The organism is Xanthobacter aminoxidans, assembly GCF_043193615.1.
GTDB lineage: Bacteria > Pseudomonadota > Alphaproteobacteria > Rhizobiales > Xanthobacteraceae > Xanthobacter > Xanthobacter aminoxidans.
Genome location: NZ_JBAFUS010000002.1, coordinates 176,443 through 197,456, shown reverse-complemented (window position 1 = coordinate 197,456; position 21,014 = coordinate 176,443). Strand labels below are relative to the sequence as shown.

Genomic DNA, 21,014 nt, shown 5'->3' with positions numbered 1-21,014 from the left:
GAGCATGGAGCGAAAGCATGGCTACCAAGCCCGCGAAGAAGCCGGCCGCCGCCGCCGAGAAACCTGCCGAGAAGAAGGCCGCAGCCCCCAAGGCCGCAGCCAAGACCACAGCACCCAAGACCACCGCCCCCAAGGCTGCCGCGCCGAAGGCCGAAGCCAAGGCAGCTGCACCGAAGGCTCCTGCCAAGAAGGCCGCCGCCCCGAAGGCTGCTGCCCCCAAGGCCGCTGCGCCGAAGGCCGAGGCCAAGGCCGCTGCACCGAAGGCTGCTGCCCCTAAGGCTCCCGCCAAGAAGGCCGCCGCGCCCAAGGCTGAAGCCAAGGCCGCCGCACCGAAGGCTGCCGCCAAGAAGGCTGCTGCCCCCAAGGCCGCTTCCGCGAAGGCTGCCGCCAAGCCCGCCGAGGCTCCGGCCGCCGAGAAGAAGGCCGCCGCTCCCAAGGCCGCGAAGGCGCCTGCCAAGGCTGCGGCTCCCAAGGCCGCTGCCAAGCCCGCCGCTGCGCCCAAGGCTGCCGCTCCGAAGGCAGCTGCCAAGCCCGCCGCCGAGAAGAAGGCTGCCGCTCCCAAGAAGGCTGCTGCCCCCAAGGCCGCTGCGAAGCCTGCTGCTGCTCCCGCGCCCGCGCCGGAGACCAAGCCCGCCGCCCCCAAGGCTGCCGCCAAGCCCGCTGCCAAGAAGGCCGCTGCGCCCAAGGCTCCCAAGGCTCCCGCGAAGAAGTGATCTTCGCTCCCCGATGGCGGCGTGCGGCTCAGGGCCCGCGCCACCGCCATCGGAGCGCCGCCGGGTGCGGCGCAAGCCATATGGCCGCCCACGGGCGGCGTATCAGGTCGCCAGGACCCTGCCGCCCACGGGCGGCAAGATGAGACGAGGCCGCCTCACGGCGCGTCATCACGCAAGGCGCCTCAGGCGCAGCGGACGTGACGATTGCCGCCATCGGTGGCAGGCCGGCTGGGCCGCAGGCACGATCGGCGCCCAGCCTTCATGTCCGGGCTCTTCATGTGTTGCACCCTGTGCGCCCAGGCACTGTGAGGCCTGGGCCTTTGTGTGTTCGGGCCTCCCGATGTCCGGGGGGCTGATCCGGGTGGACGTCGTATCCGTTCAGGCATCGGCCAGTGGGGCAAGGCTGGAATGCCGCGAGCGGAACGACGGCGCCATCGCGCACGTCATGCCGGAGCTTCCCCGCGCCTTTGGGCCGCGCATGGGTGCAGGACCCTGGTGCAGGACCTTGGCGCAAGACCTTGGCGAAAGATCCGGGCGAAGGATGACGCGCCCGCCGCCCAGCTGAGGCCGGACTGCGCGCAGGCCTTCCCTCGCCGGGCGCCTCAGTCGATTGACCGCGGGTCAATCGCGACATGTCTCGGCCGCGACACGTCGCCATTACCGGCAAGCTGCCGGTCCGTCAGGGGATTTCCCGGTGGGCGCGGCCACGCTATGGTCCGATGGCTCGCACCGGGCGAGCTGCCGGACTGCCACTCTTCGTGCCATGACGATCAGCGCCCCCCGCCCCCTCTCCTCCGCACGACGCTCCGGCGCCGCCTTCGACCTCGCGCGCCTCTGCGGCGCGGTGGTGCTCGGCGCGACGGTGGCTGCGGCCGCCGCAAGCCCGGCGCTGGCGCAGGCCAGCGGCAAAAGCAGTCCTTCCGGCAGCAAGAGCGACAGCTTCTGCGCCAGCTACGGCCCGGGCTTCCAGCGGGTGCCGGGCTCGGATTCCTGCGTGAAGACCGGCGCTGTCGTGCGCAGCGATGCCTATAGCGGCAGCTCGGTGAGCAACGCGCCCAACCAGTTCAACAACTCTTCGTCGTCCGCGCTGCCCTCCACGACAGCGCCGGCGGCGGACCCGTGGAAAACCGCGCGCTGAAGGCTCACCCGCCGCGCTGCCCCCGCGCCACCGCCCGCGCCACCAGGCCCGAGACGTAGGCGTCCGAGCGGCGGAAGCCGGAGAGGTCGGGCGTCGCGATATTCACCGTCACCGCCCCGCGCCCCGCCCCTTCGGCGCTGCGCACGCCGAGCCGCCCATCGGCCCCGCGTGCCAGCGGCAGGATGGCTTCCGCGCCCTTCTCCCCCATCAGGCCGAGGGAGGCGCCGAGGGGGAAATAGGTGGGCGCCGCCACCACGCCGCCGCGCGCGAACGGTTTCACCTGTCCCTCCCCGATCACCCCGCCCTTGGCGAAGCCGAGGCCGGCGCCGGCGCCGGAAAGAAGAGAGGTGAGTGAACTCTCCAGCGGCTTCAGGGCCGCCGTGAGGGCAAGGTTGGCGAGGCGCGTGGCGAGTTGCTCCAGCACCGTGCCGAGATCCTTGCCCTGCACGGCGAGGCCGGTGAAGGCGGAGGCGAGCGCGGAAGAAAAGCCACGCGCGGAAACTTCCGCCGCGCCCAGCGCCGCCATGGCGCTGCGGGTGTCCACCTGGAGGGCGATATCGACGGTCTCGGTCACGGCATCATCCTCTCGTGCGATCGGGAAACCGCGCCATGAGCGCGGCAAGGTCGGCGCGGTCGATGGCCTCCGGCGCGGCGGGCAGCAGCGCGGAGAGGGCGGCCGCGAGTTCCCGCGGCGTCATCCGCCAGAAGGCATCGGGGGCAAGCCGCAGCAGGCCGAAGCCGGCGCCCATGGCGAGCGCCCAGGGAAAGGCGCGCGCCGGAGGCGCCGCGCTCTCTCCGGCAAAGACGCGCGCCGCAGGCGTCGCGCTCATGCCGGCTGCGGCGCGGGAGGGGATTGGGACGCGTCCTCCCCGCCGAAGGTGGCGGCGAGCAGGTCCGCGACGATGCGCGCGAACCCCGCCGCGCCGCCATCCGCCCGCATCCGCTCCACGTCCTCAACCGTCACATCCGCCCCCGCGCCATTCAGCCCGGCGGCGATGATGCGCGCGGCATCCCGCGCCGAGAGGCGGCCCCGGCCGAAGCGCTCGGCCAGCGCCATGAGATCGTCCACGCCGAAGGCGGCTTCCAGCTCGGCGAGGGCACCGAGGGTGAGGACGAGCACGCGCGGCGTGCCGTCGAGCACCGCCGAAATCTCGCCGCGCCGGCGGTTGGGCATGCCGCCGCCCATCACAGCGCGGCGAAGGCGATCTCGCCCGCGCTCTCCAACGTGAGGTCGAAGGTGATCTCCCGGTCGTGCTCGGCGGCGATCTCCAGCGCCGTCACCTGGAACGGGCCGGTGAGGGTGCCGAAATCCGGGATCAGCAACTGGCAGCTCGCCAGCGCGCCGGAGAAGAAGAGCTGGCGGACGAGCGCGTCCGACGCCGCGTCCTTGAACACGCCGGAGCCGGAGACGGACGCGCGCTTCACGCCCGCCCCGTCCAATAGTTCGCGCCAGCGGCCGGCGCTCTCGGAATGGGTCACATCCACGCTCTGCGCATTGAAGGCGAGGGTGCGCGTGCGCAGCCCCGCCACGGTGATGAAGGAGGTGCCGTCATGCACCTTCAGCAGCAGATCCTTGCCCTTCTGCGCGGCCATTTTCGTCTCCGGTCAAACGGGCTCGGTGACGGCGCGGAACCGCACCAGAGCGTGGAAGGTGCGCCCGTCGCTTTCGCGGCGGACCTCGGCGGTGGTGGCGCGCAGGTTGGCGAGGCGATGGCCTTCAAGCGTGAGCGCCGCGTCATGCAGCGCCGCCTGCAAGCGCGCGGCGATGGCGAAGGCTTCCGCCCGCCCGCCGGAGCGGGAGAAGACGTGCAGCGTCAGCGCCTGCTCGGCGCCCGCCTCGGTGGCGGTGGACCAGTCCGCCACCACCGCCTCGCCGAGGGTGACGAAGGGAAAATCCGCATCGCCCGGCGGCACGTCATGCACGCGCGGCGCGCCGAGGAGCGCCACCAGCGCGACATCGGCCACAAGGGCGGCATGGATGGCGGCGCGCAACGCCAGCGCGGGGCTGTCGAGGGGCACGCTCATGGGCGCCTCCGGGCGAAGAGCAGGCGGATGCGGTCGAGCACCGGATCGCCCGGCCGGTCGAAGGCGCCGCGCACGCGGTCGAGGAAGGCGGCGCCGGAGACCTCGACGAGAGGACGCGCGGGCGTGCCCGCGACCGTGGCGATCGCACCGGCCTCCGCCACGATCTCGCCCGCGAGATCGGCGGCGGCGCGGGCGGCGGCGGCGGCTTCCGCGTCCGGGAAATGGCGGGCGGCGATGCGGCGGGCGAGGCCGTCGAGGCCGCGGGTGCGGACGCTGAATTCCGTCCTCATGTCTGTTCCTCGCTGCAGCGGATGCGATGGAACCGGCCGCGCCCGTCCGCATCGATGATGGACTCCACCGCCAGCACGCGGCCGGCATGGATCAGCCGGTCGCCCGCCGCGATGGTGTTGGGCGCCCGCACCGTGACGCGCAGCACCCGCGCCGCGCGGGGCCGATCCTCGCCGAGGCCGTAGGCGGTGGAGACCTCCTCCACCGCGCCCCACAGCACATCCACCGAGATGAAGCTGCGCGCGACGCCGCCGGCACCGTCCGGCACCTCCAGCGGCGTCTGGTGGGTGAGGCGATGGCGCAGCGCGCCGATGCCGCTCACAGCCGCACCACGCGATAGGGCGCGATCAGCGCGCGGGCGGCGGCGGGGAGTTGGGTGGCGTCCCCCGGCCCGTCGCGATGCTCGTAGAGATGGGCGAGCATGAGCCGCACCGCCTGCACGAGATCCGCCGGCACATCGGCCGCGTTCGCGCCGTAGCCGGCGAGAAGCGTGATGACGATGCCGCCATGGGAGACGAGCGGCGCCGAGACGCGCGCGGGCTCGACGCGGATCAGCGCCGGGGCGCGGTCGCCTACCAGGGTCAGCGCGCCCTCGGGCAGCGCCACCGGCGTGCCGTCCGCCACCGCCACGGTGGCTTCGAGGATGGCCCGCACCGGGGCGACGGGCGCCGGGATGACGCCACGCAGGGGCCAGCGATCCAGCGAGAAGCGCCAGGTCTGCTCCATCAGGATGCGCCCGGTCTCCGCCTCCACATGGCGGCGGGCGGCGGCGATGAGGGCATCGATGAGGGCGTCCTCGGCGTCGGTCTCGACGCGCAGAAAGGCCTTCGCCTCCGCCCGCGTCAGCGGCTCGGCGGCGGGGCCGGAGAGAAGTTCGGCCATGGGGGGCTCCGGGTGGGAACTGGGAAGAAGAACTCCCTCTCCCCTTGCGGGTGAGGGGTGGGGTGAGGGGTGTGGCGCCGCGAGGACGGGGGGCGGGTCTTTCGGTGAGGTCTCTCCCCCTCACCCCCGGCCCCTCTCCCGCAAGGGGAGAGGGGAGAAGTGCGCGCCCCGAGACCAGCGCCTCGCCCTGCACCCGCCGAAGAACTCCCTCTCCCCTTGCGGGAGAGGGTTGGGGTGAGGGGTGTGGCACCGAAAGGACCGGCGCCGGGGTTTGGCGGAGAGGTCTCTCCCCCTCACCCCCGGCCCCTCTCCCGCAAGGGGAGAGGGGAGGAAGAAGGTGCGCCGTCATCGCCCGGCGTGTCCGGGCGATCCACGGTTGGGCCGGGCGGAAACCTCGGACAGCGCGCAGGCGGATGGGTGGATCGCCCGGACACGCCGGGCGATGACGGGTTAGGCGAGGTCTCTGCCCTTCGGAGCAATTGCCCCGCTGCGCGGACGTCTTGCGCTGGTCCCCGGATTGGCGCTCCACCTTCGGTGTCGCTTGTCCGGGGAACCATTGACGCTTCCGGCCACGGGCGGCAGAAACGGGGGATGAAGCCTTTCCGCCTAGTTGCCCCAGCGCCGTTTCTGGCGCTCGCCCTCGCGCTCATCGGCCCGAACGCGGCCCACGCCATCGTTGGCGGAGGGCCGGCGACGGCGGATGTGGCGGCGCAGACGGTGCTCATCGTCTCCACCCGCGGCGCCTCCTGCACCGGCACGGTGCTGGCGCGCGACCTGGTGCTGACGGCGGCGCACTGCGTGGCCCCGAAGGCGGACTATGCGGTGGCCATCATCGGCGATGGCGAGCCCAGGTTGGTGCCGGCGGCGCGCGTGATGGTGCATCCGCGCTTCGACGCCGACCAGTTCCAGACCCGCCGGCCGACGCCGGACCTCGCCCTCGTGAAACTGGCCGAACCTTTGCCCGCGCGGTTCCGCGTCGCCCGCCTCGGCGCGGCCACGGGGCTGCCGGAGAAGGGCGTCACCTTTCTGCTGGCCGGCTATGGCGTCACCGCCGATGGCGCCATGAAGAGCGCGGGCACGCTGCGCAGCGTGGCCCTGCCCTCCATCGGCACCACCGGGGGCATCATGGTGCGGCTCTCCACGCCAGAGGGCGCGGCCGGGGCCTGCACCGGGGATTCCGGCGGGCCGGCCTTCCTCGATGGCGCGGTGGCCGGCGTGGTCGGATGGGCGACAGCCGCGGGCGGCGCGCGCGGCTGCGGCGGCGTCACCGGCGTCACGCTGGTGTCGCTGCATCGCGACTGGATCATGGCCACGGCGAAGGCCCTGGGGAGCCCCCTCCCCGCCACCGGTCTCTGACATGCGCACCGCCGCCCTGCATCACGCATGGCGCGGCGGCGTCGTCCTGCTCGCGCTCGCGGCGCCGGCCAATACACAGGCCCTTGCCCAGTCGCCCGGCGGCGAGACCGTGGATCACGCCATCTGCCGCCTCATCGATGGGGCGGCGGCGAAGGAGGGGCTGCCCGCCGCCTTCCTCACCCGCCTCATCTGGCAGGAAAGCTCGTTCCGCCCCGATGTGGTGAGCCGCGCCGGGGCGCAGGGCATCGCCCAGTTCATGCCGGGCACGGCGAAGGAGCGCGGGCTTGTCGATCCGTTCGATCCGGAAGCGGCGATCCCAGCCTCCGCCGCGCTCATCGCCGATCTCAACCGGCGGTTCGGAAACCTGGGCCTCGCGGCGGCGGCCTACAATGCCGGGCCGGGGCGGGTGAACGGGTTTCTGGCCGGCGGCGGCCTGCCCAACGAGACGCGCGCCTATGTCCGCATCATCACCGGCCGCACGGCGGAGGATTGGGCCGGCCTGAAGAAGCAGGGCACGGCCGCCTTCGGCCCGGCGGATTTCCCGCCCGACCCCTGCCTCGCCACGGTGGCGAGCCTGCGCAAGGGCGCGCCGGCCCCCACCGCCGGCCAGCCGGCGAATGCGCTGTTCGCGCCCTGGGGCGTGCAGATCTCCGGCAATTATTCGCGCGACATCGCCCTCGCCTCCTTCCGGCGCGAGGCGGCGCGGGCGCCGCAGGTGTTCGCGGACCTGACCCCGGTCATCATCTCCACCCGCGTGGGCGGGCGCGGCCCGCGCACCTTCTATCGCGTGCGCCTGCCGGCCCAGTCCAAGGCCGAGGGCATGAAGATGTGCGACCGCCTCCGCAAGGCCGGCGGCGCCTGCCTGGTGCTGCCCAACTGAGGGCGAAGAACAGCAGGATCGGTCGAGCGCGGGCCGCCGCGGCGCGGTTCACTGGCGGGGCCATCAGGGAAGGAGCCAATGACCAACGCCGCACGCGAGCGCTACCGGGCGAGGATGCAGCGGGTGCTGGACCACATCGACCGGCATCTCGATCAGGATCTCGGCCTTGAGGCGCTCAGCGCCGTCGCGGCCTTCTCGCAGGCTCACTTTCACCGGCAGTTCACCGCCACGTTCGGTGTCACCGTGCACCGCTATGTCCAGCTCGCACGCCTGAGGCGCGCCTCGTATCAGCTGGCCTTCCGGACGGGGACCAGCGTGACCGAGGTCGCCCTGGACGCCGGCTACGATGCGCCCGACGCCTTCGCCCGCGCCTTCCGGCAGCGGTTCGACCAGTCGCCTTCGGCGTTCCGGACATCGCCCGCGTGGGAACCGTGGCTTGCGGCCTGCGCGCCGCTCACCAACGCAAGGACCCTGCGCATGACCACCTGGACCACCACAGACGTCGAAGTTCGCGACTTTCCCGCGACCCCGGTCGCGGTCATGACCCACCGGGGCGATCCGGCCGCGGTCTACGACACCGTCCGGCGCTTCATCGAATGGCGGCGTGCGGCGGGGCTCGGACGCGGCGTCGCCGCGACCTTCACGGTGTTCCACAGCGACCCGCGCACGACGCCCCCGGAAGACTTCCGCCTCGACCTGTGCGCCGCCAGCGACCGGCCCATCCCGGACACGGCGCAAGGCGTCGCCGCCGGCCTCATCCCCGCCGGCCGCTGCGCGGTGCTCCCCGTCATCGGCCACAGCGAGGATCTGGAGCCCGCGGCGCTCTTCCTCTATCGCGACTGGCTGCCGGACAGCGGCGAGGAGGCGGGGGACTTCCCGCTGTTCTGCCAGAGGCTGAGCTTCTTCCCCGACGTTCCGGAACACGAGACCGTCATCGACCTGTTCCTGCCCCTCAGGTCGGCCCCGGCCGGCTGAGGCGTGCGACACCGCAGGTGGAGCGCTGATCCGGGACCCAGCGCAAGAAACCGCCGAAGGCGCTTCCATTCCGAGCGCCCTCGGCATTGTCCGCTGCGCGGGGGATTTGCGCTGGCCCCCGGATCGGCGCTCCGGCTAACGCCGTCGCTGGTCCGGGGAACAGGCTCAGCTCGCGGCGAACTTCAGCAGCTTGGCGGCCTCGAAGTTCTGCACGCCGCCGCCCACGCGCTTGGTGGTGTAGAACAGCACGTAGGGCTTGGCGGAATAGGGATCGCGCAGCACCCGCACCCCGGCGCGGTCCACCACCAGATAGAAGCGGCGGAAGTCGCCGAAGGCGATGGCGAAAGCGTCGGCCGCCATGTCGGGCATGGCCTCGCTCTCGGCCACCGGGAAGCCGAGGAGGCTCGCCGGCTGGCCCACCCCCGCGGGCGGGGACCAGAGGTAGTTGCCGTTCTCGTCCTTCAGCTTGCGCACGGCGCCCTGGGTCTTGCGGTTCATGACGAAGGTGGCGTTCTGGCGGTAGCCGCCCTTCAGCGCATAGACGAGATCGATGAGCGGATCAGCCGGCGTCGCGGAGGGGAAGCCGCCGGCCGCGCCGGTCGCCACATAGCCCACCTTGTCCCAGGCCCAGGCGCTGTCGGCGACCTTGGTGTAGGCGAGGAAGCCCTTGGGCTTGGCCACGCCGTCGCCGGTGACGAAGGCGGTGCCCTCCTGCTCGGCGAAGGCGGCGTCCACCTCCTGCGCCAGCCACTCCTCGATGTTCACCTGCGCATCGTCGAGCAGCGCCTGGGTCGCCGCCGGCATGGCGTAAAGCTCCATGGCGGGGAAGGCGAGTTCGGCGAGGACCGGGCTGTCGGTCTGCGGCCGCGCGGCGGTCTCGGCCGCCCAGCCGGAGGCGGGACCGGACGTCATGAAGGGCTTGCGATAGGTGCCCGCCCCGATCACCCGCACCGAAGCGAGCGCGCGGATGGGCGAGAGCGCGGAAAGCCGCCGGCCGATCTCCTGCTCGGCCTCGTAGGGCACGAGATAGCCGCCGTCCGCGCCGGAGCCGGCGGAAAGCGCCTTTGCCTCCAGCGCCTTCAGGCCGCCGGCCTCGCCGTGGCGGGCATAGGTATCGAAGGCGGAACCGTGCTGGGAGGCATCGGCCGTGCGCTCCGGCGCGGCGCCCAGCGCCGGACGGCGGGCCTTGGTGGCCAGGGCATCGAGCCGCGCCTGGTGGGCGTCGAGAGCCGCATCGATGCGGGTCAGCTGCTCGGTGGTCAGCACGTCGGCGCCGCGGCGTTCCATCTGCGCGAGGCGCGCGTCGTTGGTCTCCTTGTAGGCCTCGAAGGCGGACAGGAAATCGGCGACGGCGATGCGCTGCTCGGCACCGGCCACCTTGGTCTCAGGCGCGCCCTCGCGAGCGCCTCGGGTTTCGGGCAAGCCCTCATGGGCACCAATGTTCAGCGACATGGGAAAGACCTTCCGTTGAAGAGGGATCAGGCGCCGGCGGCGGCGCGCAGGCGGGCGGCGGCGGCGGTGAGCATCGCGGCCGGCGAAGGGGCCGGGCGCCGGATCCGGGCGTCAGGCTGCATGGGAAAGGTGACGACCGACACCTCCCACAGATCGATGCGGGCGATGCGGCGCAGGCGCGTGCGCGGATCGGTGCGGGCCGTCACCGCCTTGAAGCCGATGGAAAGTCCGTCCAGCGCCCCGTCGCGGATCAGCGCCGCCACCTCCCGCGCGCGGGCGACGAAGGGCGAGAGACGGCCGCGCACATAGAGGCCGCGCCCGTCCTCGATCACATCGGTCCACACGCCGATGGGCTCGGCGGGATCATGCTGGTAGAGCATGCGCACGCCGCCCGCGCCCTGGCGGGCGAGGCTCGACGCGAAGGCGCCGCGCTCGATGAGGTCGCGGCCGAGGTCGGGCACGTCGAACAGGCAGGCATAGCCTTCGATCGCGTAGCCGTCGGCCTGAATGTCAGACGCGGCCGGGGAAACACGCGCGATCATGGCTCACGCACCCCCGCCGGGCGCGCTGGGCTTCTTGCGGCGGCGGCTCTTCTCCAGCCGCTCCAGCGTGGCCACGAACTCGCGGAAGACGGTGCCCGCCGGGGCGGCGGGCGCGGGCGGACGCGCCTTGGTTTTGGGGCCGCCGGTGAGCGCGCGGATGCGCGGCGAGGACGCCTTCTGGAATGGCGATCGCATGGGTGTCTCCGGGAATGTGTTGGGAGGTCAGGAGAGGTCGTCGAACCGCGCGTTGAAGCGGGCCAGCTCGCGCACCAGCGCGTCCATCCGCGCATTGGCGCGGGCCAGCTCGGTCAGCGTCCGCCACAGGCCGGCGGTGGCCGCCAGCGCCCACAAGAGCAGCGCCAGATGCGCGAGATCGCCCCGCTCGGCGAAGGTGCGGATGAGGGTGTCCATGGGGGGCTCGCGAAGGTGTTGGTAGTTGCGGCGGCGCACCTGCAAACCCGCACCATTGTCATGCCCGGGCTTGTCCCGGGCATCCACGTGGAGCGGCCGGGAACACGCACCGGACGGACGCGCCGTCGGCCAGACGTGGATGCCCGGGACAAGCCCGGGCATGACCGTGACGGGGGCGGCAACGGCCCTCGCGCCCTGGACGCATGGAGCGCCAGCGGAATGCGCGCCGGGGCCCAGCGCAAGGGACCGCCGAAGGCGCTTCCGAACCTCGGCGCTCTCAGATTTTGCCCGCTGCGCGAACCTTTACGCTGGACCCCGGATCAGCGCTCCACCTCCGGTGTCGCTTGTCCGGGGAAATTCCCCTACCCCTGATACCCCACCGCCGCCCGCTTCTCCGCGTCGGTGAGAAAGTCCGCCGCCCCCACGCGTGCCCACAGCTCCGAGCGCTCGGCGGCAAGCGCCTCGATCTGGTCGAGGTCGGGCACGAGCGTCAGGCCGCCGCCGAAGGCCGGGGCGAGCCACAGAGCGAGGGCGTCGCACACGCGGCGCACCAGCGGCACCACGCTCTGGCGCCACAGGGCGCGGTTGGCTTCGGCGTAGTTGGCATAGGTGTTGTCGCCGGGAATGCCCAGCAGCATGGGCGGCACGCCCACGGCCAGCGCGATCTCCCGCGCGGCGGAATTGCGGGCGGCCTCGAAGTCCATGTCCTTGGGCGAGAGGGAGAGCGGGCGCCAGTCGAGCCCGCCTTCCAGCAGCAGCGGGCGGCCGGCATTCACCGCGCCTTGGAAGGAGGCTTCCAGCTCGCCCTTCAGCCGCTCGAACTGCTCCTCGGTGAGCGCGCCCGTGCCGCCATAGACGAGGGCACCGGAGGGCCGGGCGGCGTTGTCGATGAGCGCCTTGTTCCAGGCGCTCGCCGCATTGTGGAGGTCGAGCGCCTGCGCCGCCGCCTCCAGCGGGGCGAAGCCGTAATGGTCGTCCAGCGGGTTGAAGGAAGACAAGTGCAGGATGGGCGGCACGTCGGCGCCAGGCACCAGGGTGTCCTGCGAAATGCGCACCGTCTCGGCGCCCAGGGTGTAGTCGAACGCCTCGGGCCAGCCGTCCGGCCCCGGCACCACACGCACCCGGTCCGGCCGCAGCAGATGCAGCTCGCGCACGGCGCCCTCCAGGGCCACCGCCTCCACATAGGCATTGCCGGCCACGAGGAGATGGCAGCCGATGGCCTCGAACAGCGCCGCGCGGGTGAGGCGGGGATTGGGCCGGGCGAGGAGATCGAGGAAGGGATGGGTGTCGTGCTCGCGCCCGTTCACGGTGAGCACCAGAGGCACGGTGGCCGCCGCCTCGCCGATGAGCCGCACAGCGCGATAGGCGATGGCGTTGCGGGCATAGCCCTCGCGGGCCAGCGAGGCGTAGTTGCGCGGCGTCCAGCGCGGCTGGCCGGCGGAGAGCAAAGCGATGAGGCGGCCGGTGCGGCTCGCCTTCGCCTCCTCGGGCGCACGGCGGAAGGGGACAAGTAGGCTGGCCAGCATGAGGGGGCTCCGAAATGAAAACGGCCGCCCCCTGAGGCCGCTCATTCCAGCAGATCGGGGCTTCTGCGGGAGGTGCGGATCAAGGAGCGGCCGGAGGGTGCAAACCGGCGAACCGGCTGCAGGCCACAGGATGCGCCGGCGCGGCGGCCGGCGTTAAAGCGTGCGGATCAGCCCGCGCGGCGGGGCAACAGGGCTTTAGCCCGCCCGGCGAGGGTACTCGTGATGGCGCGGCGGCAGCCGGTGGTAGAGGCTCGCCACCGCCACGAGGCAGACGGCGCCGGCGATCACGATGCCGGACAGTTCGAACGGATCGATGGGCGAGGCCGCCATCAGCACCGGCACGGCGCCGGCCGGCGGATGCGACACGCGCAGCAGCAGCATGGCGAGGATGGCGAGCCCCACCCCCAGCGCCGCCGCCCACCAGGCGCCGGGAAACAGCAAGGCGAAGACGATGCCCACCGTGACCGACAGGGCATAGCCGCCGATGACATTGGCCGGCTGCGCCAGTGGCGAAGAGGGATGGCCGAACAGCAGCACCGCGCTCGCGCCGAACGGCGCGATGAGCAGCGGAAGGCTGGTGAAGGCCGCGGCGCCACCGACAAGGCCCATGCCCAGCATGCCGCCCGCGCCGGACTTCAGCCCGACCTGGACGGAGCCGCAATGGGGCTCATGACGTGCGAAAAATGCTTTCCAATGATGTCTCATGGCTCCAGACGGGGCAGAGAGGGCCAAGGGAAGGCAAATGTCTGCACACAACGCTGTCATGCAGCCTCATTTGTAGGCACATGATGGACGTATTCTGGATGCCACGCAAGCGTCGTCACCGGAAAGGCGCCAACAAACCGGTTCGCGCTGGGGCAGCACAGGCGTAGAATGAGCGCGGGCCGTGGGTTGGGAGCAGATCGGGAGGGCGTCATGCTCTATGCCCTGGTCCTCATCGTCACGACCACCACGGTCCAGCCCGCGGCGACATCCGCCATGGGCTATGCGGGCGGCCCCTATGCCGGCGCCCGGTTCGTCACCACCGAGACCTCGCAGCAGATCGTCGGCTATTTCCGCAGCGAACGCGGCTGCCTCGGCGCCAGCCTGAAGCGCAACGAGCGATGGCCGGACTTCGCGCCCGGCCAAAGCGTCACCGGCCTGTGCGTGCAGGTGGAGATCCCGGTGGGCGGCGTCGTGGTCGGCAGCTGACGGCCTAAAGTCCCCGCACCCGCGGCGCGCCGGCCTTCGGGCCGAGCGCCAGCGCCGTCACCGCCCACACCAGCGCGTCGAGCCGGTCGGGCGAGCGGCCGGAGGAGAGGCCGTCCGTGCCGAAGTCGCACATCTCGTCCTCCAGCTCCGGGAAGGCGCCGGCATGGCGGACGCGGGCCTGCTCGTAGAGGGCGGCCACCGGCTCGGCGCGCAGGAATTTGCCGCGCGTGGCGCGCACCTGCTCCACGGGAACGGCGGGGTCCACCTCGGCGATGACGGCGCGCACCATCTCACCGCCCTGGTTCACCTCGGCGACGATGCGGTCGGCGGAAAAGCGGTGAAACAGCGCCACCGCCTTCGCCGCCCATTGGGCCGGGCGCAGGCCCTGCTCGGTGGCATCCGCCAGCACATGCACCACTCCCGCCGCATCCACGCCCGCCGCGACGAGGCCGCAGGAATCGGCGCCGGCGCGGGAGGAGGCGGGCGGGTCCACCGCCACCACGATGCGGGCGAGCGGCGGGGCCTCGGCCTCGCGCAGCGCCTCCAGCTGGGGGCGGGAGAACAGCGCGTCCGACCGGTCCTCGATGATCTCGCCATCCAGCTCCTGCCGGCCGAGGCGGGTGCCGCCGTAGCGGGACATCACCTGCCCGAGGAAGGTGGGGGCGAGGTGGAAGGCATTGTCCGCCGTCTTCGCCCGGCTCACCGCCGTGGCGGGATCGGCGAGGAGACGGCGCAGCAGCGCGGTGGGGCGCGGCGTGGTCGTCACCATCTGGCGCGGATGGGCGCCGAGGCGCAGCGCAAATTGCAGCATGTCGAAGGTGGCCTCGCCGCGCTTCCACTTGGCGAGTTCATCCAGCCAGGCGGCGGCGAATTGCGGGCCGCGCAGGCTCTCGGGATCTTCCGCCGAAAAGCCCTGCGCCACCGCGCCATTGGGCCAGACGAGGCGGCGGCGGGTCGGCTCCCAGCGCGGACGCTCGCCGCGCGGATGGACGGCGAGGACGCCGGAGACGCCCTCCACCATCACCTCGCGCACATCCGCCATGGTCTCGGCAATGAGCGCGATGGGGCTCACCGAGGCCGCCGCGAAGGGGGCCGTGCCGGTAGCGAGGCCGCGCACCCATTCGGCGCCGGCCCGCGTCTTGCCGGCCCCGCGCCCGCCCAGCACCAGCCAGGTGGACCACGCCCCGCCGCCCTGGGCTTCCAGAGGCGGAAGCTGGTCCGGCCGCGCCCACAGCGCCCAGTCGGCGAGGAGGCGGCCGGCGTCTTCCTCGGGCAGGCTTTCAAGAAGCGTCCGGGCCGTCCCCTTCTTCGCGCAGGCGATCAAGGCGGCGCGCAAGCTCGCGGCGGAAGGTGTCGAGGTCGCGGACGGTTCCATCTTGGTCCTTCGCCTTGCGCCGTTTGCGGGCCTCCGCTTCCAGGGCGGTCAGTTCGCGCAGGGTCCGCGCCAGCACGGCCAGCGCCCGGGCGTCCTTCTCGGGTTCGGGGCGCGGCGCGTCGGAGGGGTCGGCGACGCGGGCGAGGCGGTCCTCGATCTCATTGATCTGCCGCTCCGCCGCCCGCCACAGCCGCTTGAGCAGGCCGCGCCGGTCCGGCTTGCCGGAGGCGTTCGCGGGGGCGTTTGCGGGGCCTCTGGCGGCGCGCGCCTTCGCCGGCTGCCCGCCCACGGGGTGGGCGGTGCGGCGCGGCACGGGATTGAAGAGGAAGGTGCCGTCCGGCCCCATCTCGCGGTCGATCCAGTAATAGACGGTGGCGCTGGAAAGGCCGGTCTGCCGGCGGATCTCCGCCATGCTGGCCCCCTCCAGATAAAGCCGCCGCGCCAACGCCCCCCGCGCCGGACGCGCGGACGGCACGGCGCTGCCGTGAGGCTGCTCCATGGCTGGACCTCTGAGGTGAGGAGGAAGGAAGAGGCGCGGGCGCCGGTTCGGCAGGACGACCGCGCCACCGCACCGCCGTCATGCCCGGCCTCGTGCCGGGCATCCACGTCGTGCCGACGGGACGATGACCGTGAATGTGCGCCCAGCCCCACCACGTGGATGGCCGGAACCCGCATGTTTGCGGGTTCCGTTCTCTGAGACGGAAGTCGGCAGCAGCCGACTTCCGGGACAAGCCCGGCCATGACGACCTGTGAAAGGAGCGAAGACTCATCGCATGACGACCGGCGAGCCGGAGCCGAGGGGACATCGGCAACGGAGCCCCCCGCGCCGCCGTCATGCCCGGCCTCGTGCCGGGAATCCACGTCGGGCCGACGGGACGATGGCCCTGAACGGGCACCCGGCCCCACGACGTGGATGGCCGGGACAAACCCGGCCATGACGGCCTGTGAGAAATCACGATGGTCGAGGGGAGAAGGTGCCCCGGCCTCGGCCGTCAGGCACACGTCTCGAACTTGGGGAAAAGATACCCAGACAGCGTGACGCTGTCAAGGACTAAAATCCCAAAAATCTCCCCCTCACCCCAGCATCACCCGGTCCCGCCCCGCCAGCTTCGCCAGATAGAGCGCGCGGTCGGCGCGGCCGTAGGCGTCGGAGAAGGTGTCGCCGGGGGGGGTGAAGGTGAGGCCGGCGGAGAAGGTGTAGGTGAAGTCAGGGACATCCGGCAGCGGGCGGGAGGCGCGGACGCGGGCGAGGAGGTCGGCGACGCGGCGCTCGGCCTCCGCGAGGTCGGTCTGCGGCAGCACCAGCACGAATTCCTCGCCGCCCACCCGGCCGAAGCAGTCGGAGCGGCGGATGGCGCCGGCCATCAGGGCGCAGAAGGCGCGCAGCAGCACATCGCCGGTCTGGTGACCGAAGCGGTCGTTCACGTGCTTGAAATTGTCGAGATCGATGACGCAGAGCGTGCCGCCGGGGCCTTGCGGCGCCATCATCTCGTTGGCGCGGTGGATGGCGAAGCGGCGGTTGGCGACGCCGGTCAGCTCGTCCGTGTGGGCGGCGCGCAGCGCATGGTCGCGGGCCTGCCTTATGTCGCGCGTGTCGACGCGGAAGGCGGTGACGTCCACCCCCACGGTGAGCATCCAGCCGTCCGCGTCCATGGTCTCGTTCACCAGCAGCCAGCGGCCATCCCTGAGATCGCTCTCGAAGCTGCGGAAGCGCACCTTGCCGCGGCGCGACTTGGCGGAGGCGAGCCAGGTCTCGAAATCATCAGCCGTGATGTTGATGCCGTGCCCCGACGCATGGCTGCGCCGGACCATTTCCTCCCAGGTGGGGAAATCGCCCTCCGGAAGCCCGAAGGTGGCACGGTAGGCCGGGTTGGTGTAGCGCAGCCGGTCGGTGTGATCGTAAAGACCGACAAGCAGCGGCGTCGCCTCGTAGAGGGTGCGGAGGCGGGTCAGGAGGCCGGGCACGCCGTCTTCGGCGCCCGCGTTTCCGAAGTCACGGATGTCGAACATGGCCCGGCCGAGCATACCGTAAGTGGAGGGACGGCGGGCAGTGGTTTTGCAACACCTGCCTCCTGATTTCGGGTGAGACGACGGCGGGCGCCCGGCCCGGCCCCGTCCCCTGCCCTAGCCCCGTGCCGCCATGACCGCGGGCGGCGCCTCGCCATCCACCTGGATGCGGTTGCGGCCGCTCATCTTGGCCATGTAGAGCGCGCGGTCGGCGCGGCCGTAGAGATCGGTGAAGGTGGTGCCCGGCCCGCCCGTGGCGATGCCGGCGGAGAAGGTGTAGGCGAAGTCCGGCCATTGCGGCAGCGGCCGCGACTGGCGCACCAGCGAGAGCATCCGCTCGACAATGAGCACCGCCTCCTCCGCCGCGGTCTGCGGCAGCACCAGCACGAACTCCTCGCCGCCGATGCGGCCGAAGCAATCCTTGCGGCGGATGAGGCCATTGATGCGGGCGGCGAAGTCGCGCAGCACCGCATCACCCGCGAGGTGGCCGACCAAGTCGTTGATATATTTGAAATTGTCGAGGTCCAGCACGCACAGCGCCCCGCCCAGGGCGCCGGGCGAGAGCATGTCGTCCACCCGCGCGGTGATGAAGCGGCGGTTGGCGATGCCGGTGAGGTCGTCGGTCTGCGCCTCCTTGATGGCGCGGTCGCGGGCCTGCCGTACATCCCGCCCGTCCTCCCTCAAAGCGGTGATGTCGCTGGCGATGCAGAGCATCCATCCCGAGGCGGAGACGCCCTCCGTCATCAGCAGCCAGCGGCCGTCGTAAAGGTCGGTCTCGAACGCCCGGTAGGGCACCTTGCCGCGGCGCGAGGAGGTGGAGACCAGCCAGGCGTCGAAATCGGGGGCAGCGATGACGGTGCCCCGCCGCTCGGCATGGTTGCGGCGCATGATCTCCGCCCAGGTCACCTCCTCGCCCGGCGCCAGGAAGAAGGCAGAGCGGAAGGCGGCGTTGGCATAGCGCAGTCGATCGAAGGAATCATAAGCCGCCACCAGCACTTGCGTGGCGTCGTAGAGGGCAGCGAGCTGGTCGGGGACAAGGATCATACCAAGGACATTATACGTCATGCGTGTCTGTTTGGGCACGTACAGATCGGCCGCATGGTGCGTGCTGCTGTCTCAGCTGGCGGGCGGGCCGGGTCGGCGGCAACGGCCGCCATGGAAAGCGGCTTCGCGCTGCGGTATGGAGAGGGGTGGCGCGCTGGCGCGTCGCTCTGGAGGGTGCGCGATCCCATGTTTCCGCCCGGCTTCCCGTCCGGCCTGCCGCTGCTGGTGCCGCTGATGCTGGCCGCCTGCCTGATGGTGCCGGCCCACGCGCTGGAGGCCCAGTGGCCGGACACCGCCTCCGCCCGCCAGCAGGCGCAGGAGCTGGTGGAGGCGCTGAACGCCGACCTCCTCGCCCATCCGAGCGCCACCGCCACCCTGGAGCGCTGGTGCGCCACCCGGGGCATCTCCGATCCGTCCAAGGTGGTGGCCGAGCGGGTCTACGAGCGGGAGGGCGCCGCCCCCCCGGAGGTGCGCGCTCTGCTCGGCGCCGGACCCGACACGCCGGTGCGGCATCGCCGGGTGCGGCTGGTGTGCGGACCCACGGTTTTGTCGGAGGCGGATAACTTTTATCTGCCGGAAAAGCTGACACCCGACATGAACCAGGTGCTGGACACCACCGATACCCCGTTCGGCAAGGTGGTGAAACCGCTCGATTTCCGGCGCAAGACCCTCGATTCCACAGTTCTGTGGATGCCGGCGGACGAAACCGGCTTCAAGCCCGCCCCCGGTGCCGCGCTGCCCCTGCCGGCCTTCGTGCTGAGCCACCGGGCGGTGCTGACGCTGCCCGACGGCACCCCCTTCAGCGCCCTGATCGAGCGCTATACGGCCGGCATCCTCGGCCCCCCGCCGTCGCGCTGAAGCGCCTCGCCGGGGCCCCTTTCCCCTCCCGCGCGGGGAGGAGGAAAGGTCCGTCTTTTCAGATGCTTGTCAGTCCGTCTGCGCCTCGGCCACGGCCACGGCGGTCATGTTGACCACGCCGCGGGTCGTCACCGACGGGCCGAGGATGTGGGCCGGCTTGGCGGTGCCCATGAGGATGGGTCCGACCGGCAGGGCATCGCCCAGCACCTTGATCATGTTAAAGGCGATGTCGGCCGCGTCGAGGTCCGGCATCACCAGCACGTTGGCCACCCCGGACAGCCCGGAATGGGGGAAGGACTTCTTGCGGATATCTTCCACAAGTGCTGCATCCGCCTGCATTTCTCCGTCGACCTGAAGGTTCGGATCGCGCTCGCGGATGATGGAGAGGGCGGAGCGGACGCGCTTGGCCGAGAGCGTCTCGTGGCTGCCGAAATTGGAGTGCGAGAGCAGCGCCACCCGCGGCTCCAGACCGAAGCGGCGGACGTGGGCGGCGGCCAGCACCGTCATCTCGGCGAGGTCGGCGGCGGTGGGCTCGGTCTGGATCTGCGTGTCGCAGATGAAGAAATTGCCCTTGGAGGTGATGAGCAGCGAGAGCGCCGCCAGCTCCTTGACGCCGGGGGCGAGGCCGATGATGTCGCGCACCTGCCGGAGGTGGCGCACGAAACGGCCCTCAATGCCGCAAAGCATCGCATCCGCCTCGCCGCGATGGACGGCCAGCGCCGCGATCACGGTGGGATGGGTGCGGACCAGCGTACGGGCGGCATCCGGCGTCACGCCGCGGCGGCCGGCCACCTCGACGTAATCGCGCACATAGTCGCGGTAGCGCGGATCGTCCTCGGGATTGATGAGGTCGAAGTCACGGCCGGGCTGAATGGAGAGGCCGAAGCGCTTCAGGCGGGTGTCAACGACGCTCGGGCGGGCGACGATGATGGGCCGGGCGATGCCTTCCTCGACCACAGCCTGCACGGCCCGCAGCACGCGCTCGTCCTCGCCCTCGGCATAGATCACGCGCTTGATGGACTGCTTCGCCTTGGCGAACAGCGGACGCATGATGAAGCCGGAGCGGAACACGAAGGTGTCCAGCCGGTCGATATAGGCGTCCATGTCGGTGATGGGACGCGTCGCGACGCCGGTGTCCATGGCAGCCTTCGCCACCGCCGGCGCGATGCGCAGGATGAGGCGCGGATCGAACGGCGAGGGGATGAGCGAATCGGAGCCGAAGGAGCGGGTCTCGCCGCCATAGGCGCGGGCCACCACGTCCGACGGCGTCTCGCGGGCGAGGGCGGCCAGGGCTTCCACCGCCGCCATCTTCATCTCGGCGTTGATGTCGGTGGCGCCCACATCCAGCGCGCCGCGGAAGATGTAAGGGAAGCACAGGACGTTGTTGACCTGGTTCGGGAAGTCCGAACGTCCGGTGCAGATCATGGCATCCGGGCGCGCCTCTCGGGCGGCCTCGGGCATGATCTCGGGCATGGGATTGGCGAGAGCGAGGATGAGCGGCTTGTCCGCCATCTTCTTCACCATCTCCGGCTTCAGCACGCCGCCGGCGGAGAGGCCGAGGAAGATGTGCGCGCCCTCGATCACCTCGTCGAGGGTGCGCTTGTCGGTCTTCTGGGCATAGATCTCCTTGTAGGGATCCATGAGGGTGTTGCGGCCGTCATAGACCACGCCCTCGATATCCGTGACCCAGATGTTCTCCTTCTTCGCGCCGATGGTGACGAGGAGGCCAAGGCAGGCGAGCGCGGCGGCGCCGGCGCCCGAAGTGACGATCTTCAGATCCTCGATCTTGCGGTTGCCGATCTCCAGCGCGTTGCGCACCGCAGCCGCGACGATGATGGCGGTGCCGTGCTGGTCGTCGTGGAAGACCGGGATCTTCATGCGCTGGCGCAGCTGGGCTTCCACCTCGAAGCACTCTGGCGCCTTGATGTCCTCGAGATTGATGCCGCCGAAAGTGGGCTCGAGCGCGCTCACCACGTCCACCATGCGCTCGACGGTCAGGGCATCGATCTCGATGTCGAACACGTCGATGCCGGCGAACTTCTTGAACAGGACGGCCTTGCCTTCCATGACCGGCTTGCCGGCGAGGGGGCCGATATTGCCGAGGCCGAGCACGGCGGTGCCGTTGGAGACGACGCCCACGAGATTCGAACGGATGGTCAGCTCGGCAGCCTGCAGCGGATCGGCGGCGATGGCCTCGCACGCGGCGGCGACGCCGGGCGAATAGGCGAGCGCCAGATCGCGCTGATTGCCGAGGGGCTTGGTGGCCTGGATCTCAAGCTTTCCCGGCCGCGGCGTGCGATGGTAATAAAGTGCGCCCGAACGCAGATCCTCGGAAATGTTGGACGCCATAC

Annotated in this window: 26 protein-coding genes; 7 read left to right on the top strand and 19 right to left on the bottom strand. The window is 71.4% G+C overall.

Annotated elements, in window-relative coordinates; translation table 11 throughout:
* Positions 1-17 precede the first annotated feature (17 nt).
* Positions 18-713 carry a hypothetical protein gene (locus tag V5F74_RS09910; protein ID WP_029555122.1) on the top strand — a complete coding sequence of 232 codons (696 nt, stop codon included), beginning with the start codon at positions 18-20 and terminating at the stop codon, positions 711-713.
* A 763-nt stretch (positions 714-1,476) separates the two neighbouring features.
* The gene (locus V5F74_RS09905) at positions 1,477-1,851 is read left to right on the top strand and encodes a hypothetical protein (RefSeq protein ID WP_029555123.1); all 375 of its coding nucleotides are present in this window, start codon (positions 1,477-1,479) and stop codon (positions 1,849-1,851) included.
* A 4-nt stretch (positions 1,852-1,855) separates the two neighbouring features.
* Here the strand turns inward: V5F74_RS09905 and V5F74_RS09900 are convergent, their stop codons facing one another.
* Genes V5F74_RS09900 through V5F74_RS09865 form a run of 8 tightly spaced genes read right to left on the bottom strand, consistent with a single transcriptional unit; the run spans position 1,856 to position 5,046 of the window.
* Positions 1,856-2,425, bottom strand: coding sequence for a phage tail tape measure protein (locus V5F74_RS09900; RefSeq protein WP_250168233.1), 570 nt, complete (start codon positions 2,423-2,425; stop codon positions 1,856-1,858).
* A gap of 4 nt (positions 2,426-2,429) precedes the next feature.
* The gene (locus V5F74_RS09895) at positions 2,430-2,681 is read right to left on the bottom strand and encodes a rcc01693 family protein (protein WP_394007729.1); all 252 of its coding nucleotides are present in this window, start codon (positions 2,679-2,681) and stop codon (positions 2,430-2,432) included.
* A complete protein-coding gene (locus V5F74_RS09890) occupies positions 2,678-3,025 on the bottom strand; it encodes a gene transfer agent family protein (protein ID WP_394007727.1) in 348 nt (115 codons plus the stop codon). Before V5F74_RS09890 ends, V5F74_RS09895 begins: the two co-directional genes overlap by 4 nt.
* Positions 3,026-3,036: 11 nt before the next feature.
* Positions 3,037-3,444 carry a phage major tail protein, TP901-1 family gene (locus tag V5F74_RS09885; RefSeq protein ID WP_024277874.1) on the bottom strand — a complete coding sequence of 136 codons (408 nt, stop codon included), beginning with the start codon at positions 3,442-3,444 and terminating at the stop codon, positions 3,037-3,039.
* Between the two features lie 12 nt (positions 3,445-3,456).
* Positions 3,457-3,876, bottom strand: a complete 420-nt coding sequence (locus V5F74_RS09880) for a DUF3168 domain-containing protein (RefSeq protein WP_394007725.1) — start codon at positions 3,874-3,876, stop codon at positions 3,457-3,459.
* The gene (locus tag V5F74_RS09875; protein ID WP_394007723.1) at positions 3,873-4,166 is read right to left on the bottom strand and encodes a hypothetical protein; all 294 of its coding nucleotides are present in this window, start codon (positions 4,164-4,166) and stop codon (positions 3,873-3,875) included. The genes V5F74_RS09880 and V5F74_RS09875 overlap by 4 nt, the downstream gene beginning before the upstream one ends.
* Complete coding sequence (locus tag V5F74_RS09870; RefSeq protein ID WP_394007721.1) at positions 4,163-4,486, bottom strand: head-tail adaptor protein; 324 nt, start codon at positions 4,484-4,486, stop codon at positions 4,163-4,165. Before V5F74_RS09870 ends, V5F74_RS09875 begins: the two co-directional genes overlap by 4 nt.
* Positions 4,483-5,046 (bottom strand): head-tail connector protein, encoded by a 564-nt coding sequence (locus V5F74_RS09865; protein WP_394007719.1) that lies wholly within the window; start codon positions 5,044-5,046, stop codon positions 4,483-4,485. Before V5F74_RS09865 ends, V5F74_RS09870 begins: the two co-directional genes overlap by 4 nt.
* Positions 5,047-5,637: 591 nt before the next feature.
* Here V5F74_RS09865 and V5F74_RS09860 point away from each other — a divergent pair.
* From V5F74_RS09860 to V5F74_RS09850, 3 genes are all read left to right on the top strand, one after another.
* A complete protein-coding gene (locus V5F74_RS09860; RefSeq protein WP_394007718.1) occupies positions 5,638-6,402 on the top strand; it encodes a S1 family peptidase in 765 nt (254 codons plus the stop codon).
* Position 6,403: 1 nt separating this feature from the next.
* Positions 6,404-7,282: a lytic transglycosylase domain-containing protein gene (locus tag V5F74_RS09855; RefSeq protein WP_394007716.1), complete on the top strand. Its 879-nt coding sequence runs from the start codon at positions 6,404-6,406 to the stop codon at positions 7,280-7,282.
* A gap of 78 nt (positions 7,283-7,360) precedes the next feature.
* Positions 7,361-8,257, top strand: a complete 897-nt coding sequence (locus tag V5F74_RS09850; RefSeq protein WP_394007714.1) for an AraC family transcriptional regulator — start codon at positions 7,361-7,363, stop codon at positions 8,255-8,257.
* A gap of 165 nt (positions 8,258-8,422) precedes the next feature.
* Here V5F74_RS09850 and V5F74_RS09845 read toward each other — a convergent pair whose 3' ends face one another.
* From V5F74_RS09845 to V5F74_RS09820, 6 genes are all read right to left on the bottom strand, one after another.
* Entirely contained in the window at positions 8,423-9,709 is a 1,287-nt protein-coding gene (locus V5F74_RS09845; protein ID WP_394007712.1) for a phage major capsid protein, read from the bottom strand.
* Positions 9,710-9,735: 26 nt separating this feature from the next.
* Complete coding sequence (locus V5F74_RS09840; protein WP_394007710.1) at positions 9,736-10,251, bottom strand: HK97 family phage prohead protease; 516 nt, start codon at positions 10,249-10,251, stop codon at positions 9,736-9,738.
* Between the two features lie 3 nt (positions 10,252-10,254).
* Positions 10,255-10,446: a hypothetical protein gene (locus V5F74_RS09835; protein ID WP_029555134.1), complete on the bottom strand. Its 192-nt coding sequence runs from the start codon at positions 10,444-10,446 to the stop codon at positions 10,255-10,257.
* Positions 10,447-10,473: 27 nt separating this feature from the next.
* A complete protein-coding gene (locus V5F74_RS09830; protein WP_029555135.1) occupies positions 10,474-10,662 on the bottom strand; it encodes a hypothetical protein in 189 nt (62 codons plus the stop codon).
* A gap of 362 nt (positions 10,663-11,024) precedes the next feature.
* On the bottom strand, positions 11,025-12,188 hold the full coding sequence (locus tag V5F74_RS09825) for a phage portal protein (RefSeq protein WP_394007708.1): 1,164 nt from the start codon (positions 12,186-12,188) through the stop codon (positions 11,025-11,027).
* Between the two features lie 195 nt (positions 12,189-12,383).
* Entirely contained in the window at positions 12,384-12,893 is a 510-nt protein-coding gene (locus V5F74_RS09820) for an HPP family protein (RefSeq protein ID WP_250168127.1), read from the bottom strand.
* A 210-nt stretch (positions 12,894-13,103) separates the two neighbouring features.
* On the opposite strand from V5F74_RS09820, the gene V5F74_RS09815 reads away from it, so the two are divergent.
* Positions 13,104-13,379, top strand: a complete 276-nt coding sequence (locus V5F74_RS09815) for a hypothetical protein (protein WP_029555138.1) — start codon at positions 13,104-13,106, stop codon at positions 13,377-13,379.
* A 4-nt stretch (positions 13,380-13,383) separates the two neighbouring features.
* Here the strand turns inward: V5F74_RS09815 and V5F74_RS09810 are convergent, their stop codons facing one another.
* From V5F74_RS09810 to V5F74_RS09795, 4 genes are all read right to left on the bottom strand, one after another.
* Entirely contained in the window at positions 13,384-14,754 is a 1,371-nt protein-coding gene (locus tag V5F74_RS09810) for a DNA-packaging protein (RefSeq protein WP_394007705.1), read from the bottom strand.
* Entirely contained in the window at positions 14,660-15,253 is a 594-nt protein-coding gene (locus V5F74_RS09805; RefSeq protein WP_394007703.1) for a terminase gpP N-terminus-related DNA-binding protein, read from the bottom strand. Before V5F74_RS09805 ends, V5F74_RS09810 begins: the two co-directional genes overlap by 95 nt.
* A 575-nt stretch (positions 15,254-15,828) precedes the next feature.
* Positions 15,829-16,764 (bottom strand): GGDEF domain-containing protein, encoded by a 936-nt coding sequence (locus tag V5F74_RS09800; RefSeq protein WP_394007701.1) that lies wholly within the window; start codon positions 16,762-16,764, stop codon positions 15,829-15,831.
* A 114-nt stretch (positions 16,765-16,878) separates the two neighbouring features.
* Positions 16,879-17,826, bottom strand: a complete 948-nt coding sequence (locus tag V5F74_RS09795) for a GGDEF domain-containing protein (protein ID WP_394007699.1) — start codon at positions 17,824-17,826, stop codon at positions 16,879-16,881.
* Positions 17,827-17,991: 165 nt separating this feature from the next.
* Here V5F74_RS09795 and V5F74_RS09790 point away from each other — a divergent pair, with 165 nt between their 5' ends.
* Positions 17,992-18,663, top strand: a complete 672-nt coding sequence (locus V5F74_RS09790) for a hypothetical protein (protein ID WP_029555143.1) — start codon at positions 17,992-17,994, stop codon at positions 18,661-18,663.
* A gap of 69 nt (positions 18,664-18,732) precedes the next feature.
* On the opposite strand, the gene V5F74_RS09785 is transcribed toward V5F74_RS09790, so the two are convergent.
* Positions 18,733-21,012, bottom strand: a complete 2,280-nt coding sequence (locus V5F74_RS09785; protein WP_029555144.1) for an NADP-dependent malic enzyme — start codon at positions 21,010-21,012, stop codon at positions 18,733-18,735.
* Positions 21,013-21,014 lie beyond the last annotated feature (2 nt).

Excerpts from the sequence above, each read along its gene's own strand:
- V5F74_RS09910 (WP_029555122.1), top strand. The coding sequence starts at position 18 with ATGGCTACCAAGCCCGCGAAGAAGCCGGCCGCCGCCGCCGAGAAACCT.
- V5F74_RS09905 (WP_029555123.1), top strand. The coding sequence starts at position 1,477 with ATGACGATCAGCGCCCCCCGCCCCCTCTCCTCCGCACGACGCTCCGGC.
- V5F74_RS09895 (WP_394007729.1), bottom strand. The coding sequence starts at position 2,681 with ATGAGCGCGACGCCTGCGGCGCGCGTCTTTGCCGGAGAGAGCGCGGCG.
- V5F74_RS09890 (WP_394007727.1), bottom strand. The coding sequence starts at position 3,025 with ATGCCCAACCGCCGGCGCGGCGAGATTTCGGCGGTGCTCGACGGCACG.
- V5F74_RS09885 (WP_024277874.1), bottom strand. The coding sequence starts at position 3,444 with ATGGCCGCGCAGAAGGGCAAGGATCTGCTGCTGAAGGTGCATGACGGC.
- V5F74_RS09880 (WP_394007725.1), bottom strand. The coding sequence starts at position 3,876 with ATGAGCGTGCCCCTCGACAGCCCCGCGCTGGCGTTGCGCGCCGCCATC.
- V5F74_RS09875 (WP_394007723.1), bottom strand. The coding sequence starts at position 4,166 with ATGAGGACGGAATTCAGCGTCCGCACCCGCGGCCTCGACGGCCTCGCC.
- V5F74_RS09865 (WP_394007719.1), bottom strand. The coding sequence starts at position 5,046 with ATGGCCGAACTTCTCTCCGGCCCCGCCGCCGAGCCGCTGACGCGGGCG.
- V5F74_RS09860 (WP_394007718.1), top strand. The coding sequence starts at position 5,638 with ATGAAGCCTTTCCGCCTAGTTGCCCCAGCGCCGTTTCTGGCGCTCGCC.
- V5F74_RS09855 (WP_394007716.1), top strand. The coding sequence starts at position 6,404 with ATGCGCACCGCCGCCCTGCATCACGCATGGCGCGGCGGCGTCGTCCTG.
- V5F74_RS09850 (WP_394007714.1), top strand. The coding sequence starts at position 7,361 with ATGACCAACGCCGCACGCGAGCGCTACCGGGCGAGGATGCAGCGGGTG.
- V5F74_RS09845 (WP_394007712.1), bottom strand. The coding sequence starts at position 9,709 with ATGTCGCTGAACATTGGTGCCCATGAGGGCTTGCCCGAAACCCGAGGC.
- V5F74_RS09840 (WP_394007710.1), bottom strand. The coding sequence starts at position 10,251 with ATGATCGCGCGTGTTTCCCCGGCCGCGTCTGACATTCAGGCCGACGGC.
- V5F74_RS09835 (WP_029555134.1), bottom strand. The coding sequence starts at position 10,446 with ATGCGATCGCCATTCCAGAAGGCGTCCTCGCCGCGCATCCGCGCGCTC.
- V5F74_RS09830 (WP_029555135.1), bottom strand. The coding sequence starts at position 10,662 with ATGGACACCCTCATCCGCACCTTCGCCGAGCGGGGCGATCTCGCGCAT.
- V5F74_RS09825 (WP_394007708.1), bottom strand. The coding sequence starts at position 12,188 with ATGCTGGCCAGCCTACTTGTCCCCTTCCGCCGTGCGCCCGAGGAGGCG.
- V5F74_RS09820 (WP_250168127.1), bottom strand. The coding sequence starts at position 12,893 with ATGAGACATCATTGGAAAGCATTTTTCGCACGTCATGAGCCCCATTGC.
- V5F74_RS09815 (WP_029555138.1), top strand. The coding sequence starts at position 13,104 with ATGCTCTATGCCCTGGTCCTCATCGTCACGACCACCACGGTCCAGCCC.
- V5F74_RS09810 (WP_394007705.1), bottom strand. The coding sequence starts at position 14,754 with ATGGAACCGTCCGCGACCTCGACACCTTCCGCCGCGAGCTTGCGCGCC.
- V5F74_RS09805 (WP_394007703.1), bottom strand. The coding sequence starts at position 15,253 with ATGGAGCAGCCTCACGGCAGCGCCGTGCCGTCCGCGCGTCCGGCGCGG.
- V5F74_RS09800 (WP_394007701.1), bottom strand. The coding sequence starts at position 16,764 with ATGTTCGACATCCGTGACTTCGGAAACGCGGGCGCCGAAGACGGCGTG.
- V5F74_RS09795 (WP_394007699.1), bottom strand. The coding sequence starts at position 17,826 with ATGACGTATAATGTCCTTGGTATGATCCTTGTCCCCGACCAGCTCGCT.
- V5F74_RS09790 (WP_029555143.1), top strand. The coding sequence starts at position 17,992 with ATGTTTCCGCCCGGCTTCCCGTCCGGCCTGCCGCTGCTGGTGCCGCTG.
- V5F74_RS09785 (WP_029555144.1), bottom strand. The coding sequence starts at position 21,012 with ATGGCGTCCAACATTTCCGAGGATCTGCGTTCGGGCGCACTTTATTAC.